General features: G+C 43.4%; 12 protein-coding genes. 3 read left to right on the top strand and 9 right to left on the bottom strand.

What is annotated here, in order from left to right; translation table 11 throughout:
- Positions 1-6: 6 nt before the first annotated feature.
- Positions 7-1,050 (bottom strand): DUF4097 family beta strand repeat-containing protein, encoded by a 1,044-nt coding sequence (locus tag FHS68_RS04915; protein WP_167267749.1) that lies wholly within the window; start codon positions 1,048-1,050, stop codon positions 7-9.
- A gap of 216 nt (positions 1,051-1,266) precedes the next feature.
- Here FHS68_RS04915 and FHS68_RS04910 point away from each other — a divergent pair, with 216 nt between their 5' ends.
- Positions 1,267-1,497: a hypothetical protein gene (locus FHS68_RS04910; protein WP_167267747.1), complete on the top strand. Its 231-nt coding sequence runs from the start codon at positions 1,267-1,269 to the stop codon at positions 1,495-1,497.
- 14 nt (positions 1,498-1,511) lie between these two features.
- Here FHS68_RS04910 and FHS68_RS04905 read toward each other — a convergent pair whose 3' ends face one another.
- The 4 genes from FHS68_RS04905 to FHS68_RS04890 form a co-directional block, all read right to left on the bottom strand.
- A complete protein-coding gene (locus FHS68_RS04905; RefSeq protein WP_167267745.1) occupies positions 1,512-1,868 on the bottom strand; it encodes a hypothetical protein in 357 nt (118 codons plus the stop codon).
- 61 nt (positions 1,869-1,929) lie between these two features.
- The gene (locus FHS68_RS04900) at positions 1,930-3,336 is read right to left on the bottom strand and encodes a GH1 family beta-glucosidase (RefSeq protein ID WP_374757493.1); all 1,407 of its coding nucleotides are present in this window, start codon (positions 3,334-3,336) and stop codon (positions 1,930-1,932) included.
- A 126-nt stretch (positions 3,337-3,462) separates the two neighbouring features.
- Positions 3,463-5,898, bottom strand: a complete 2,436-nt coding sequence (locus FHS68_RS04895; protein ID WP_167267743.1) for a T9SS type A sorting domain-containing protein — start codon at positions 5,896-5,898, stop codon at positions 3,463-3,465.
- Between the two features lie 853 nt (positions 5,899-6,751).
- Complete coding sequence (locus FHS68_RS04890; protein ID WP_167267741.1) at positions 6,752-7,321, bottom strand: RNA polymerase sigma factor; 570 nt, start codon at positions 7,319-7,321, stop codon at positions 6,752-6,754.
- 221 nt (positions 7,322-7,542) lie between these two features.
- On the opposite strand from FHS68_RS04890, the gene FHS68_RS04885 reads away from it, so the two are divergent.
- The gene (locus FHS68_RS04885) at positions 7,543-8,862 is read left to right on the top strand and encodes a hypothetical protein (protein ID WP_229211767.1); all 1,320 of its coding nucleotides are present in this window, start codon (positions 7,543-7,545) and stop codon (positions 8,860-8,862) included.
- 9 nt (positions 8,863-8,871) lie between these two features.
- Positions 8,872-9,342, top strand: coding sequence for a GNAT family N-acetyltransferase (locus FHS68_RS04880; protein WP_167267739.1), 471 nt, complete (start codon positions 8,872-8,874; stop codon positions 9,340-9,342).
- Between the two features lie 62 nt (positions 9,343-9,404).
- Here FHS68_RS04880 and FHS68_RS04875 read toward each other — a convergent pair whose 3' ends face one another.
- The 4 genes from FHS68_RS04875 to FHS68_RS04860 all read right to left on the bottom strand — a co-directional run bounded on the left by FHS68_RS04875 (position 9,405) and on the right by FHS68_RS04860 (position 16,528).
- Positions 9,405-9,692, bottom strand: a complete 288-nt coding sequence (locus FHS68_RS04875) for a hypothetical protein (protein ID WP_167267737.1) — start codon at positions 9,690-9,692, stop codon at positions 9,405-9,407.
- 231 nt (positions 9,693-9,923) lie between these two features.
- Positions 9,924-11,423 (bottom strand): capsule assembly Wzi family protein, encoded by a 1,500-nt coding sequence (locus FHS68_RS04870; protein WP_167267735.1) that lies wholly within the window; start codon positions 11,421-11,423, stop codon positions 9,924-9,926.
- Positions 11,424-11,620: 197 nt separating this feature from the next.
- The gene (locus FHS68_RS04865; RefSeq protein ID WP_167267733.1) at positions 11,621-14,008 is read right to left on the bottom strand and encodes an ABC transporter permease; all 2,388 of its coding nucleotides are present in this window, start codon (positions 14,006-14,008) and stop codon (positions 11,621-11,623) included.
- A gap of 102 nt (positions 14,009-14,110) precedes the next feature.
- Entirely contained in the window at positions 14,111-16,528 is a 2,418-nt protein-coding gene (locus FHS68_RS04860) for an ABC transporter permease (RefSeq protein ID WP_167267731.1), read from the bottom strand.
- Between the last annotated feature and the right edge of the window lie 83 nt (positions 16,529-16,611).

Here is a 16,611-nt window from a genome sequence, read left to right as displayed (position 1 = left end):
AGTTTGTTATTGATTCACATACACGCTGCCGCTGCTTGCAGAAAGTGTTATTGGAATACCGCCGCCATTCATTTTTCCCTGAACGCGATCCTTTTCAACCTGTCCGTCAAAATTTTTCAGCGGAATAGAGACCTTGTTTCCTTTAAGATCAAGATCAACGCCTTTGTCAAGAGGCATCGTCACGCGGACGCTTCCAGCCGAGCTATGCAGCTCAACGAATTTTCCCAATTTCGACAACTCCACTTCTATACTACCTGCGCTGGTGCTGGCCTTCAAACTACCCGAAACATCCGCCAGGCGCACTGAACCTCCCGACGTCCCGGCGTCAAGGTCTCCGCTGATGTGATCTCCCTTAACGCTTCCACCGCTGGTGTGTGCATAAATCACACCATTAATGCTTTGCAAGTCAATGCTCCCTCCGGAAGTTTTCAACTCGATTTTTCCTTTCAAATCTTCTGCCTTAATGCTTCCACCGCTCGTATGCAAATCGATTTCTTTCTCACAATGAGAAACCTCAATGCTTCCACCGGAAGTCTTTCCGCGAATCACTCCGCTCAAATCATTGATTTTTAAGCTTCCGCCGCTGGTCGCGAAATTTTGCTCCCCGGTTAGTGACGCAATGTTGATGCTACCTCCACTGGTTTTCAGATAGGTAGCTACATTCCGGGGTGTAGAAACCTTGAACGCAATGGAGATATTCTTTTTGTCATCCCACCTTCTATTGGCTTTCCTTTTCGCAGTAGCGACTACCCTGCTGCCTTGGGTACCGATCAGAATGTCATAATCTTCCAACCGATCTTCGATTTCTTCTTTTGTAAGGTCTTTCTTGCCGTTCCAGTTATTTTGTCTCACATACATTTCAACTTTGAAGCCGCCGCTTTGCCCACCGGTAACGGCAATTGAACCGCCGGAAGTCTCCACGGAAAGCTCCGTAAGGGATGAACTTGTAAAATTTTTAGTCACGTAAGGCTGATCGTTATATGACTGGGCATTCGCAGCCAGAGACACAAACAGGCCGAGCATTATCAGGAGTAAATTGTGCTTTTTCATGTTTATAGATTTGTTTTCGTAATGATGCCAATTTCTGAGAAGAAGTTGCGTAGTACTTTGCTTAATTCCTTAAAAAACAGAACCAACGTCTATTAGATCTCATAATCAATATGTTACCTGGATTTCATTGTTCAAATTCGGACACGATGAACAGTGTCAGGCCTGATCTTCATGGCAGGTATGGTTTTTGAAATTCTACTTTAAAAAATCAAAAACATGAAAACATTTCAAGTGACCGTTACCAGTTCTTCCGTGGAAAGTGAAATAAAAAGTTTCCTTGACTCAATGGCGCAGAGGGGCGTTATTACCTTCAAAGAATTGTCGGACGACGATAGCCCTGAAGCAGCTACACCTGCTTCGGAAGAGCAGGTGCAGGAAATGATTGATGAAGCGGAATTAAAACCTTATTACTCAGACAGCGAAGCAAAAGACATTCTTAAACTGTAAGTTTCACAAGCTGTTTATTTTTTATGAATATCAATGACCTTGATTTCGTCATAGGTCGCATGTTTGCCCCAGCCGCACAGGATTGTTCCTTTGTTGCCGGTTTTGCTGTATTTTAAGTGCACGTCGGTAAAGCTGTAATAGTCTGTAAGCTTACCAAGTTCTTTATCAATTTTTTGCTGTGAACCTTCGTCAGGAATAAAGGATAAGGTTGAGTCACCTGAAACAACCGAAAAATGCCAGGAACATCCGTCTGCCGCCAGCATATTCACCCAGGTAGCATCCGCCTCAAAAACTTCTTCGTTCAACACTTTGCTTTCGTCATGACAACCAATCCAGGCAAGCAATCCCATTACAACGATTAATATCTTCATTTCCGGAAAATTTATAAGTTGTCAAAAAGATGCATTTACAGATGCAATAGTTGGAACATTACTACGCTTCATTTGCTTTCAATAAGTTTGCAAACCATTTACCCGAATTTTTTATAATCCGCTGCTGGGTTTCAAAATCAACGTATATCAGCCCAAAACGTGCTGCGTAACCTTCTGCCCATTCGAAATTATCCATTAATGTCCAGGCCAGGTAGCCCTTTACATTGACACCTTCTTTTTTTGCTTTCAGGACGGCGGCCAGATAGTCCCTGAAAAATTCTACACGTTTGATATCAGCAATCTGATTTTCCGCTAAGGTATCTTCAAAAGCCGCGCCACTTTCAGATACGATGATTTCCCGGATGCCCTTGTATTTTTCAAATTGCTTTAAAATCAGGTACATACCATCTGCATTCACTTCCCAGCCCATATGCGTAATGGGCACATTTCTTAGTATTGCAGGAACTTCTTTAAGCCATAATACAGGGGCCAGATAGGAGTGCTCCACTACAATGCTGAAGTAATTTTGCAACCCAATGAAGTCAAAATCGAACTTCAGCTTTTCATCGTCTCCGGGCAGCTTATATATGTCTAGCTTTTTCAGAAATGCAAACGCGTCACTCGGGTAACCCAGACCAAGCGCAGGTTCGATAAAAAGCCGGTTCATCAATGCATCGGCCCGTTGAGCCGCCCGCAGATCCGCTGCGCTGGTACTATTTGCATGAACATACGAACAAGAGATGGCTGTACCGATGTAGGATTGTGAAACATGCTGCCTCACGACCCGGCCTCCTTCCGCCTGGCATAATGCCAAATGATGAACCACGGGGAGAAAATTCAAAATACCCTTTTTCCCAGGTGCATGCAGGCCGGTAGTATATCCAAGCCCCGCAGTTGCCATTGGCTCGTTCAGGATGATCCAGGATTTCACGCGGTCGCCAAATGCCTGAGCGCAGACCTTCGCATAGGCGCTGAACCAATCCACAATTTTACGGTTTTTCCAGCCGCCGACTAATTCCAGCGCCTGCGGCAAATCCCAGTGATATAATGTGATCCAGGGTTCTATGTCGAGGGAAATACATGCATCAATGAGCCTGTTGTAAAAGTCAATGCCTTGCTGGTTCACTTCCCCGTGACCATCAGGGATAATGCGTGACCAGGAAATGGAGAAACGGAATTTTTCAAAGCCCAGCGATTTCGCAAGCCGCAGGTCTTCTTCATATCTGTGGTAAAAATCGCAAGTGTGGGTCGCATGGTCTCCGTTCTTTATTTTACCCTTTTTCTGGGCAAAAACATCCCAGATACATTTCCCCCGGCCATCTTCATGAACAGCGCCCTCTATCTGATAAGCTGCCGTAGCAACTCCCCACTGAAAATCAATTCCAAAATCACTCTTGGAAAATCCGTACCGGTCCGAAAACTCCTTGTCTTTAACGTTCAGGGTCTCGATGTCTTTATCGTCTGCCAATGTTCTGATTGCGCTTTTTTTATCTTTCGCAGAAAGTTAGGAACATATAATTAAAGAAAAACCCTCCATCCGCTATAATGCGAACGAAGGGCCTTTACCAAAAAACTAATTAAGCTATTTCAACAATTATCTAACTACCAGGATCTTGCGAACCGAAGCACCATCATTAATTTTCACAAAGTAAGTTCCTTGCGCTAATCTGGTCAAATCCACTTCATTAGCTGAATCCGGCAATGTATTCATTACCAACACACCTCTTTGATCGTAGACCTTAACATTACTTACTTTTTGATTGCTGGTAAGCTTGATACGATCCGAAGTCGGGTTAGGATAAATTTTCATTTCCTCGTCTCCCGAGAAATTCAGGCTTCTAATCGCGCTGTAAGCAAATGTCGCATCCAGATCAACCATTTTCAGTCTGTACAAATTGACTAAGAATGGGCTAGTGTGCGTATAGCCGTAGGAGATAACATTGGTGCTTTCACCCTGAGCCTGAATTGTAGCAAGGTCTGTCCAGTTTTTGCCGTCCTGGCTGTGCTGAACATCGAAGTGGTCGGAGTTCGTTTCCGCAGTGGTAGTCCATCTCAGCAAAGCTGTGCTACCTTCTTTTTTCACATCAAATGTTGCCAGTGTTACAGGAAGTGAAGGTCCGGAAACTGTCATACAAGTTCCGTCAGCCCTAAGTACTCCATCTGTGGATATTCCCTGGATGCGTACCACTTTCGTACCTTCAGGAACAGGACCTGTCAATGTATATTTTTCCAATCCAACGGGCGCATTGCCAAAAATTTTGACAATGTCCTTTTCAATTCTGCCCAACTCTTTATTGGAAGCGTCGTAGAAGAATATCTGGAATTTCTGAGTTCCCGCTCCGTCTTTTGCGGCCCATACATTGAATGTAATGATGCTTCCCCATGCCGGGTCAAACGTCACGTCCTGCCAGAATTTTCCAGCACCAGTTAACTTCGCACCTTTATCCCCACAATTTTTCGCATCTGTCGTAGCGGCAAACGTTCCCTCAGAACTCCAGTTGTTTGTACCATCTTCAAAGCCGGAATTGACGATCCTGTTGTTGTCACAAGGTTCACATTGAGCCGGAGGTGTTACGGTCATACAAGCTGCATCAAAGTACAAGTCGCCACCTTCTGAATAAGCTCCGAATACCACTTTCACCGCACCTGCCGGAGCTGTTCCTGAAAGGCTGTACTGCTCTAAACCAGATAATGCATTGCGATTGACATCCCTTTCAGAATTGTGAGCGCCGCTGATGATATTACCAGAGCCATCAATGAAAACAAGGTAAAACTTGTTGGTTTTGGATGGATCAGAAACCCCTCCGTAAACTGACAAACTTACTGCCGTTCCTGGAACAACCGCAAACTCCTGGTAAGCAATACCAGCGCCGCTTACTTTACCTACTTTGGAACCGCAAGCGAAATTTTTAGCAACTGAGCTGAAATTTGTTCCACTTGTTGCAGACCAATCGGTCGTTCCGTTTTCGAGACTTGGGTTTTTCAACACTGTCTGCGCATCAGCACAAGCAGTACAGGTTGTAGGTGTAGGTGGTGTAAGGCTCATACAAACCACGTCCACTTTGAAAAAGTCGCCGGCAGAATAAATGACGAAACGCACTTTGGTAGCTTCTAACGGAGCCGTTCCACTTATTGTGAACTTTTTAAGCTTGTTATCGGCAAGGACCTTGTAGTCCATTGTGGTTTGTACATCACCGCCCAGCTTGGTATTGCCATTGTAGAATTCCAGCTTGAAAAGGTGCTGCGTAGCAGGTGCGTGTGTTCCACCATAAGCTGAAACATTCACGATGCTTCCTCCGATAATAGCCACATCCTGGTAAACCGAACCCGAACCTGTGATCAAACCGCTCTTTTCACCACACATTTTATAGGTACCCTCAGTTTTGAAGTTAGTACCTCCTGTCACCCAGTTGGTGCTGTTGATTTCAGTCTCAAAACTTCCGTTTTTGATGGAGTTGTCCTCATCCCGGCAGCAATCCACAGCCACTGGCGCCTCTTCTACGGACATACACGCTACGTCCACTTTGAAATAGTTTCCGTTAGAAATCAGTGAGAAGCGCACTTTGGTAGCGCCTGCTGGAACCGTTGCTGACAAATTGTACTGTTGGAGCTTGTGCTTTTGAGTTACCTGATAATTCATGTCGACGGTATTGTTCCCGTTTTCATCAATTGGCACTATTTGGTTAGAGTTATTGTAAAATGTCAGCTTAAATGTGTGTCTGAACGTCTTGTCATGCGTTCCACCATATACGGACAACTTGACAATTTTTCCTGGTACCATTCCGCTTACTGTTTGGTAAACCTGGCCAGCACCATTCATTATGCCATTTTTGCTTCCGCATACACTGTACTCAGTGTCTGTTCCGAAATTGGTATCGGGTGATGACCAATATTCGTCACCCGCTTCAAAGCCTCCATTTCTTAATAAGTTGTCTGCGTCTCTACAACCACAATCAGTGGTAACATCGGCACCTAGGCTGACGCCCAGATTTAGTAATAACAGCGTAAGTAGTAAAGTAAAAGTTTTCATAAGGTAATTGATTTGTAAGTAATTAGCTTGGACGGTTGAGTCAATAAAATGTACTTACAAAAGTATGTTTTAGATTAGTTAAAAATATAACTTTTTTTATATGACAAACGTGGCAAAATTAGATCGCGCCAATTTTTTTAAATACTTTGATTAAAAAAAAGCGAAGTATTTCTAGATTTGGATTCCTGCTATTTTGGGTATATCGGGTTCTTTTTGAAAGATATTTCTAAAAATCTAGTTGAATAGTTATGTAAAAATCCTTAAACTAATAATATAATTATTCGAATATCACCACAAATGTACCTATGGACCAGGGAAGCCATGGAGCTTTCCATCAAATCCATAAAATTCTGAAACTGAAGCAAAAGAAGCAGGAGTTATGTCCTGTGGGGAAGAAATGAAGTCGGATATTTAGTGCTTTTCCAAGAATAAGTAGACAAAAATGCAGTAGTATTCATTTTACATTGGAGTTTTCCAATTTTAAGACAGCCATTACCTATACAGGCTGATACCTACTGAAAATACCTTCTAGCCAATGAAGCGGGATGCGTGGACAAGGCTTAGCCCACACTGAAGAATTTCGACAAAATTTTTTTTCAGAAAAATGGCGCTTCTACAAATGTTATTTTGGTTTTGTAGGCTTTGTAAAAGCGTAGTTAACCATTTACGGTATTCTAGCTACAAAAAATTTGGATTTTAAGGGAAATTGTCGTGCAGATCTTGCGGTATTACTACAATGCACGATTGATCTGTTTGAAACAGAATCTGTATGAGAAGATTTTTTTAGGGAAATTGAGTTACCAATGGCAATTCAACCTATTTCTACAGGAACGAAGAATAACATGGAGGAATGTCAGGCAAATATTACTTCGTTTTGTTGGACTGAGAATACTTCTCTCAATTCCTGCAATGCTTTGCGTATTCTTGACTTCACCGTCCCTAATGGAATACTTAGATTTTGAGATACTTCCTCATGCGTGTAACCCTGAAAATAGACGAGATCAATTAGAATTTTTCGTTCGGGAAGTAATCTTTCAACAATGGATCTTAGATCAATGGTCGCAGGTATCGGGTTAAAAATGCTGGCGCCTATCAGCTGGCCATCCGAGACACTATCCAAATGCAATATTTTGTCGGTTTTAAATTCATACCGTAATCTGTCTATTGCGGTATTGCGGGCAACATTCAATATCCAGGTAAATAAGGTCCCTTTTTCAGCATTATAACTTCCAATATTTTTCCAGATTTTTAGAAACGCATCCTGCATCACGTCCGCAGCAGAATCCTCATCCTTTACGATCTTTAAAATAATCCCGTAAAGCGCGGGAGAATAATGGTCGTATAAATATTCAAAGGCTTCACGGTTGTTGCTTTTGAGCAATGAAATCAGTTCTTGCTCTGTGTAGGTAGATTTAGTACTCATTATGCTATTGACAATTAAGATATGTAGAGGTTTACTGTAGTCTGGTATGCGAGGTTCAGTTACTAATCCTATTCCAATCATTGAACAGATCCTATTGGGTATAATTCTCACAATTTGGGGATCACATCTTCTGATAGCCTACATTTGGAACTAACGGCTCCACAATTTTCAGCTTCTGCCAGAAAATCTTACTTTTAGGATCATATATAATGTGCCGTCTTATGTCCTTGAAAACCATCCTTTTTGCAATGATCCCGTTATTCCTGTTTGCATGCACGTCCGGAGAAAAAGAATCTGAAGAAAGTCAATCCCTTGATCAGATTGCCCGAAAGTATGTCACCCTTGGCCTGAAGATCGGCCAGTATGATAGTGATTTTGTGGACGCATTTTATGGCCCTGATTCGCTGAAACCAGCAGCAATTACCGATTCACTTTTCCTAAAAGATAAGTTTATTCAAGAAGTGGAAGCATTGAAAAAAGCGCTGACTGACCTCAAATCGAAATCTAAAAATGACACCGTCTCAGGACGGGCAGGTTTTCTAATTTCGCAGCTGACAGCCTTTGAAAGAAGAATCAGGATATTTTCAGGGGAAGAGGCAGCATTTGATATTGAATCAAAAGAACTTTTCGATGCCGTAGCGCCGGTTTACACAGAAACACATTTTAAGGAACTGATCTCAAGGCTCGATAGCATTCTGCCTGGCAAAGGCACATTACCTGAACGTTATCAGAGCCTCGCCAGCCATTTCCTAATTCCCAAAGAAAAAATTGACACCATTTTCAGGGCTGCGATTGCCGAAGCACGGAAAAGAACACTGCAGCATTACAAGCTTCCTTCCAACGAAAAATTCACGCTTGAATATGTTACCGATAAGCCTTGGTCGGGCTATAACTGGTACAAAGGAAATTACAATAGCGTCATCCAGATCAATGTCAGCCAACCCATTTTTATAGAACGGGCTATAGACCTGGCTTGTCACGAAGGGTATCCGGGCCACCACGTTTTCAATGCAATGCTGGAACAAAAACTTTTCCGCGAAAAAGGCTGGACTGAAATATCCCTTTATCCATTATTTAGTCCCCAATCACTTATTGCAGAAGGGAGCGCCAATTATGGCATTTCCGTGGCATTTCCCGGTGATGAACAAAAGGAATTTTGCAAAAATGTTCTTCTGCCGCTGGCCGGGCTCGATTCTGACAAAACAGACGCCTATTTTGAAGCCCTTGAAATCAGGTCCAGTTTGAGTTATGCCAGAAATGAAGTAGCCCGAGGCTTGCTCAACAAATCTATGAATGAACCAGACGCAAAACGCTGGCTGACCGATTACTGCCTGCTCACCGAAAAAGGCGCGATCGATTACTTACGATTTATCAAAAAGTACCGCAGTTATGTAATCAACTACAATTATGGTCAGGATCTGGTGAAAAATTACATTGAAAGGCAGGGCGGAACTGCCAACGCGCCAAAACTTCGCTGGGAGCTTTTTGAAAAATTGCTGAGCAATCAGATTAAAGCAAGTGATCTTTTGGATAAAAAATAGTCGCAATCCATGTTTCAGATCATTCAGGCTACAACGGATGCTGATTACCAGGCCGCAGCAGCACTTTTCAGGGAATATGCCAATTCTCTCGATTTCACACTCTCTTTCCAAAGCTTTGAAAATGAACTAACCATTTTGCCGCAAATGTATGGTCCGCCCAGGGGTGCGCTTTTTCTGGCGCAAAATGCCGGCGAATTCGTAGGTGCGGCCGGTTTACGCCAGATAGAAAATGCAAATACCTGTGAGGTGAAGCGAATGTATATCCGGCCAGATTTTCAGGGAAAAGGGATTGGAAAGGCATTGCTTCTTACATTGATAGAAAAAGCAACTCTCCTGAACTACAAACTTGTAAAGCTGGATACACTTGGCCCTAAGATGCCTGCCGCTGTTGCATTATACAAATCATTTGGCTTTGAAGAAACCAAACCGTATAATTACAATCCGCACGAAGGTGCGGTTTACTTTGAAAAAGACCTTTGACTCGATCTGCGCTTATCGGCATTCGATCGACAGTGCCAAAATCGTATTTGCAGGCAGTCTTTCTACGCAACAGCATGTTTCAGTAGGTTCCTGCTTTCCTTTTTTACAAAGGTAATCGGGACGAAATCGTCGGTTGGTGCGCCGATGTAATATACTGTCCACTCCGGGTCATGGTGTGAAAGCATTTCGCTGATGCAATCGGCACGGTGCCCTACCGGATTAGAACAATCCTCCCAGTAAAACAGCTCAACGCGATAAAATAAACTTTGCTTAATTCCATTGATGGTAACTTCAACTTTGATCTCCTGCTTACCTGGAAGCGGCGGGATAGGGATAGCAATGTGACTCATGGGATAGTAAATTTAAAAGTTCATGCTGCTGGGTTTCGACTGATGGCTTTTGGCCTTTTCTTTACAAAAAAACCTAAATTCTGCGGTAACAAAGCAAAATTAACAAAGTTATGCCAGACGATTTAAACTACTGAAAATCAAATCAGTATCCCTCTATTACAGGCTAGAAATGTCCGTTTTCGGACAGCTCTGTTCAGCGTTGGACAATGTGTTAAAAAGGCCTTTTGAGTACTACCAATGCTTGCGAATACCCAGGTAGCCGCCGGTGCTTTTTGTGAAGATATCACCGCGGTCAATGGAAAGTTTGGCTATAATGCTCGTGTTTTTCAAATGTACAAACTGGTATTGGGCCGACAAAAGAGAAGACAATTGGTGCCTTACCGGATTGAAACCAAAACCTGGCGTGCCATAATTCCTGCTGAAAGAACTTCTTAATGTAATCAACCATGATTTGCGCACCGCGCCTTGCACCCCAACATACCACATATTGAGCCGGTTATTCGGAAAAGGCCGTCCAGCAACATCATAAGCTTTGACCATGTCTTGTCCCGGGTAAATAAATGGAGTACCGATCGTCCGTCCATAATACGACCACCCTTCGGTATATTGACTATGATTGAAATAATTGTCCGCCCCTTGGTAAGTACTTCCTGGAATGTAAAATGAAGATCCCGACTGGTCCTTTGTCGTCAGGAATTCCAGCGTGAGCGCAGTTACATGAAAGCCCGACCGAAAAGTGGATGCATTGGGTTTGAAGTTAATGCCATATAATCCGTCCGGTAAATTTTTGAAAAGCATGCTCGAAACATCTTCAAAGGGATGCTGATGATAAACAAAAAGTTTTGAATTTTTCAGCTTCGCTTGAATGGCAAAATCGTAGCTGCCCAAATGATTTCCCAGCCGGTAGCTATCAAATGCACCATACCCGTTTTTTTCAAACCAATTCTTGGAAGTATAAGCGAAAACAACGTTGGGATAAAATTTCCAGGAGGATGGCAATTTCCCGTCTAGTGCAAGTTCAGGATGCTGTTTCAGATCTTCGGAATGCCCCGCCCACATTACATTGTGATTAAGACCGAAAAGGAATTTAACATTCGATTTGGGTTTACCTAACCTGAAATAAAGAAATTTTTGATGCAGCCTGACCCCGTCCAGATTGGACGCGTGAAGCCAGCCATGCGCAAATCCGGCGTGGACTGCAAGAAAGTTGCGGGTAAATTTCAGTGGTGTAAAACCAATAGTACCGATCTGGATTTTAGGAATGGGAAGCGCATTGCCCGATCCCGAATAAAACCCGGACGACAAAGTGGAGTCACCCAGCCCCATCAATTCTTTCCTCCTGCCCACATATAACTCGGTGTTTTTAAAACGGACACTTGCAAAAGCTTCGGGAAGGATGACCTGTAATTTATTGCGCTTATCATAACTACCAACCGGGTTAATGCCAGCGCTCCAATCCAGCTTTCTGGGGCGATTGGAAAGGCTGTCGAAAAAGACGTATCTCTTTTTAATTGCGCCTTGAAGAATTCCTGCAGGTGAATAAAAAGGAACTACTCCAAACTGTCCTGTCCGAAGCCAGAAAGGCGTGTAGGGTGAAGAAGAGTAAATCGCACCTGCCTCTAAGTCAGCTTCCAGCCCTGCTTTTGATAGATTTTGCTGCCCAAATGCTACTTCGAAAGATACAAACGCTAGCGAAATGGCGGTAACAATGAAAACTCTGAACGCAAGCATGTTAAACATTGAGATTACCTTGCAAGTTAAACAGGTTGCAAGTAATTCCTTATACCGGGACAGGTAATTTCAATGCAATCCTCATGGCTTTGTTGGCTTTTTAGCTTCTTAGCTTTTAGCGATTAGCTTTTAGCTTTAATTATATCAAATCATTACTTCGTAACCTGGTTAACAAAATTTTAGCTAACAGCTAATTGCTATTCACTCCTCAACGACTTCACCGGATTCATCAATGCCGCCCTGATAGCCTGGAAGCTTACGGTTAGCAACGTGATTCCCAATGCGCCGAGGGCGGTTGCAGCGAAGATCCACCATGAGATTTCGGTATGATAGGTGTAATTTTTCAGCCAGCCATTCATGAAATACCAGGAGACCGGGCCTGCTATAAAGCATGAAATGATTACCAAAACCACAAAATCTTTTGAAAGCAGCTGCCACAGGTTCGCGACGGTCGCACCTAATACTTTTCGTACACCTATCTCCTTGGTACGTTGTTCTGCCACGAATGATGCCAGGCCGAAAAGCCCGAGACATGAAATGAATATAGCCAAAATCGCGAAGGAGGTGGCCAGCTTGCCGATCCTTTCCTCATCCCCGAATTTCTTTCCAAATTCCTGATCCACAAACTTGTATTCAAACGGACTGGCCGGACTATATGCCTTGAAAATCTTTTCAACTTTCGAGATGGATTCACTGGCGCTTTTCTCCGGCGCAAGCCTGAGTGTTACCACATCCACACCTTTATAGTCAATCACAAAAAAAGATGGGCTGATCTCCGCAAATGGCGACTCTTTGATCATATCCTGCACAATTCCAATCACTCTATATTGCTTCCCAGCCCTTCGAATAAGTGTTTCCAATGGTTTTTTCAGGCCCATGACCTTCACAGCGGTCTGATTCAGAATGATCGCCGCCGAATCCGTAGAGAAGTTACGCGAAAAGTCCCTTCCGGCTACCAATTTCCATCCCACCGTTTTTCCATATTCATGGCTGACTGAATTGGCTTTCATAAGCGGATGTTCGTCGGGCTTTTTGCCCGGCCACGATATATCAGTTGTACCTCCATATTGTATTGTAACCGATCCCGACGATTCGGCCAACTCTTTCACGGAGCCGGTATTCAACAGATCATTTCGCAATGCATCAAAGTGGCCATAAAGATCGTCCGTGCTCATAGAAACCTCGATCAACCCGTTCCGGTTGTAGCCGACCGGCCTGTTTTTAGCGTGATTAATTTGTCGGAAAATAACGATCGTACCAATGATCAGTGTGACGGAGACTGTGAACTGCAATACCACCAGCACTTTTCGCGGAAGCGCTGCAAACCTTCCGAAACTGACCCGGAGTGATGACCCGCCCCCTTTTAATACCCTGATCGGCTGAAATGAAGATAGATAGAACGCAGGATAACTGCCGGCTACAACGCCTGTGATGAAGCTGAAACCGAATCCAGCCAGCCAGAACCAGGCATTAGACCAGGGAATGCTTATTTTTTTAGCTGCTACCTCATTAAAAAATGGCATAATGAGCAATGCCAGCAAAAGCGAAATGCCAAATGCCAGCAATACGACCAGAAAAGATTCACTAAAAAACTGCTTAACCAACTGCGCGCGCATGGAACCGACTGCCTTGCGGATACCTACTTCCTTCGCTCTTTTTTCCGAACGCGCTGTGCTCAAGTTCATAAAATTGATGCAGGCCAGCAGCAAGACAAAAACGCCAATAATCCCAAACAGCCAGACATATGTGACCAATCCGCCGGTATTTACGCCATTTTTAAATTCCGAGCGAAGATGCCATTTGCTCATCGGTTGCAGGAAAAACTCAGGCCGGTAACCAGGCGGATTGTCCTGTTTCATACGGACGTCCTTGATCTTCGCAGAAACCTTTCCAAAATCCGCCCCTTTTTTTAATTGAGCATAAACCTGATACGAGTTTTCATCCCAATCTGTTTGCGCCCGTCTGGCACCGCCATCCGTTGATATCAATAATTCCCACGGCAAAAGGAATGTCAGATCATTGAAACTGCTGTTATCCGGAAAATCTTCGTAGGTGCCGGTTACCCTAACATCGATTTTATTATTGAATTTAATCAGCTTGTTCAATGGATTTTCTGTTCCAAAAAAAGCTTTTGCCATCGATTCAGAAAGCAAAATCGAATTTTGTTCCTCCAAACTATTATGAGAACCCGCTAACATTTTGAGGGTCATCATTTCTAAAAATGCGCGCTCCACATAGAACCCTGACTTCTCAAATTTTTTCTCCCCCAAACCGAGTACGCCCTGTACGCCTTTCAGCAAACTGACCTTTTCAAATTCCGGATATTTGTTTCGCAGTTCCTCGGCCATAGGTATAGGTGTCACATCAAAACTCACCTTTTCCACATCAAAAGTGACAAACTGCATTACTTTGGCAATGCAGTCATAGTTTTTGTGGTGTTTATCAAAAGAAAGCTCATCATGGATCCACAGACCGATAAGGATAGCCACCGACATACCCAAAGCCAACCCGCCAATATTTATGGCCGAGTAACCCTTATTCTTCACAAGCCCCCGCAGGGCAATTTTTAGATAGTTTCTGAACATGGTTCTTTGGCTGATTTAGCTGTTAGCTGTTAGCTGTTTTTAGTTTAAATTGAGACTATATCATTAAAAAAGCGAGTAGGCTAGTCGCAAAAAGCTACCAGCCTACTCGCTTCTCATACTCTTCACCGGATTCATTAACGATGCCCGGATAGTTTGGTAACCTATTGTAATTAAAGACATTAGGATAAGTAGAAAACCTGCTATTGCAAAAGTCTGCCATGTGATTGCCGTTTTGAATGCAAAATTGGAAAGCCACTTATCCATGACCCACCAGGAAAGCGGCGAGGCAACGAGGATTGCAATAAAAACCAGTTTCAGAAAATCACCCGATAGCAATTTGGTAATGCTTAGCACCGAAGCGCCCAATACTTTTCGCACACCAATTTCCTTAGTACGCTGCTCGGCTGTGAAGGTAGCCAACCCGAACAGTCCGAGACAGGCGATGAAAATTCCGACAAATGCGAAATAGCTGATCAGTTGGGAAGTCCGCTCTTCTTTTTCGTAATTTTTCTGAAAATCCTGGTCGAGAAATGAATATTCAAAAGGTGTATTTGGATTGATTTTTTGCCAAAGCTTACTGATTTTTCCAATCATTTTCGAATAGTTACTTGTCTTCACATTGACGATCAAATAGCTGCTTGCTGCGCTGAAAAATGGGGAAATGGTGAGTGCGAGCGGCCTGATCTCTTTTTGCAAACCATCAAAATGGTAGTCTTTCACAACACCAATGACGTTCATGGCGATGCGTTGATTTTGAAAATCATAAAACACCTTTTTTCCAACCGCATTGTCGAGCGTGTAGCCTAGCTTGGTCAACGCAGTTTCATTCAATACTACCGCATTGGAATCGGCCTTGAATTCTTCTGAAAACCCTCTTCCTCTCAGCAACTGAATGCCCAATGTCTTGATGTAATCACTCTCTATGCTTGCCGTACTTAATTCAATATTTTCGACGGCCGATTTCCCTTCTCCGTAGAAAAGCATTCCCTGTATATTCTCAATACCCGGATATGTTGAGCCTTTTGCGGAAGAAACCACTTCCGGATCGTTTGCAAGTTCATTTTTCAGAGCTTTCAGATGGTCGGAAGACTCAATGCTCTGAATGGGAAAAATGAGCTTTTGAGTTTTGTTAAAACCTAAATTCCGGTTGCTGAGATAATCCATTTGGCGGCCAATCAGCAGGGCGCCGAGAATGAGTATCATCGAAATACTAAATTGAAAAACCACCAACCCTTTCCGGATCAATACCGCAGAGATATTAGTTCTTAATCCTTTTAAAACCGATATTGGGGTGAAAGAGGCCAGATAGAACGCCGGATACAAGCCTGATAGCAAACCGGTTAACAACGTGAGGGCTAGTAACCAGGAAAATATCTCAGGTTGGTCATAAAGGGCAAGCGTCTTGCCTGTGATCTGGTTGAAAACGGGCATTAGTGATTGTATAAGCAGAAACGAAATCGTCAGCGCCAGCAGGCTCATTAATAAGGATTCACCCAAAAACTGACCGACCAGGCTGCTTTTCACTGCACCGATTGTCTTCCTTAACCCCACCTCCTTTGCACGCTTTTCGCTTCGCGCGGTACTCAGGTTCATGAAATTAATGCAGGCTATGAAGAGTAAAAAGGCCGCAACCGAGCCGAAGATGTAGAGGTATTTGATATTCCCATTGGGCGCAATCTCAAATTCGTAGTTGGAATGCAGATAGATGTCTTGCAACGGCTGAAGAAATAGCGTTTTAACGAAGCCAGCCGTCTTAAATTCCTCTACGCCATTCCGTTCAAAAAAATCTTTCAGTTTCCTTTCAAATATGGCCGGGTCACTTGTTCTGTTCAGTTTGACGTAAGTGTGAAAAATGCTGTTGTTGGCCCAGCTAGTCTGCCTTTTCACCCATTGACCCGCATCGCTGTTATTCATTGAAAGAAACATATGCGCCGGAATGTGCGATTTGCCGCCGTGAGTTTCAAACACCCCTTTTACGGTATAACTGTTTTCTCCAAAAGGTAGCATTACTTTAATCACTTTGTTGACAGGATCGGCATTCCCAAACAGCTTGGAAGCGATTTCCGTCGAAACCACAATGGTGTTTGGCTCATTAAAAGCAGTTAGCTTGTCACCAAATTTGAAGCTGTAATTAAAAAGCTGGAAGAATGTCGAGTCGACGTAATAACCATTGGTCTCATAAAATTTCTTTTGATTTGGCTCATAGTTGAGAAGGAATTTATCAACTCCCGGCATTCTCAATAGCCGCGTTACCTGTTCTACTTCCGGATAATCCTTTTTCAATCCCTCTGCAACCGGAGCCGCTGCTGCAACCCACTTTTCCCCTTTCACATCCGACGCAACCCTGTAAATACGCTCACCGTCGGCAAATTGTCTATCATAACCTGCCTCGTCAATTACGTAAAGGCTTATAAGCGTGCAGGTAGTAATCCCAATCGCCAACCCAAGAATGTTGATCAGGCTGTAAACTTTATTATTGGCCAAATTCCGCCAGGCGATTTTTAAATAATTTCGAATCATGGGTGGATGGGGGCTAAAATGTTTAATGAAGGAAAGGGAGGAAAGGGAAAAGGTTAGTGGGTTAATGTTTTGCTACTTCTTCT

It is taken from the genome of Dyadobacter arcticus, assembly GCF_011762185.1.
GTDB lineage: Bacteria > Bacteroidota > Bacteroidia > Cytophagales > Spirosomataceae > Dyadobacter > Dyadobacter arcticus.
The sequence above is the reverse complement of the archived record's forward strand: the minus strand, read 5'-3'. Positions and strand labels throughout refer to the sequence as shown.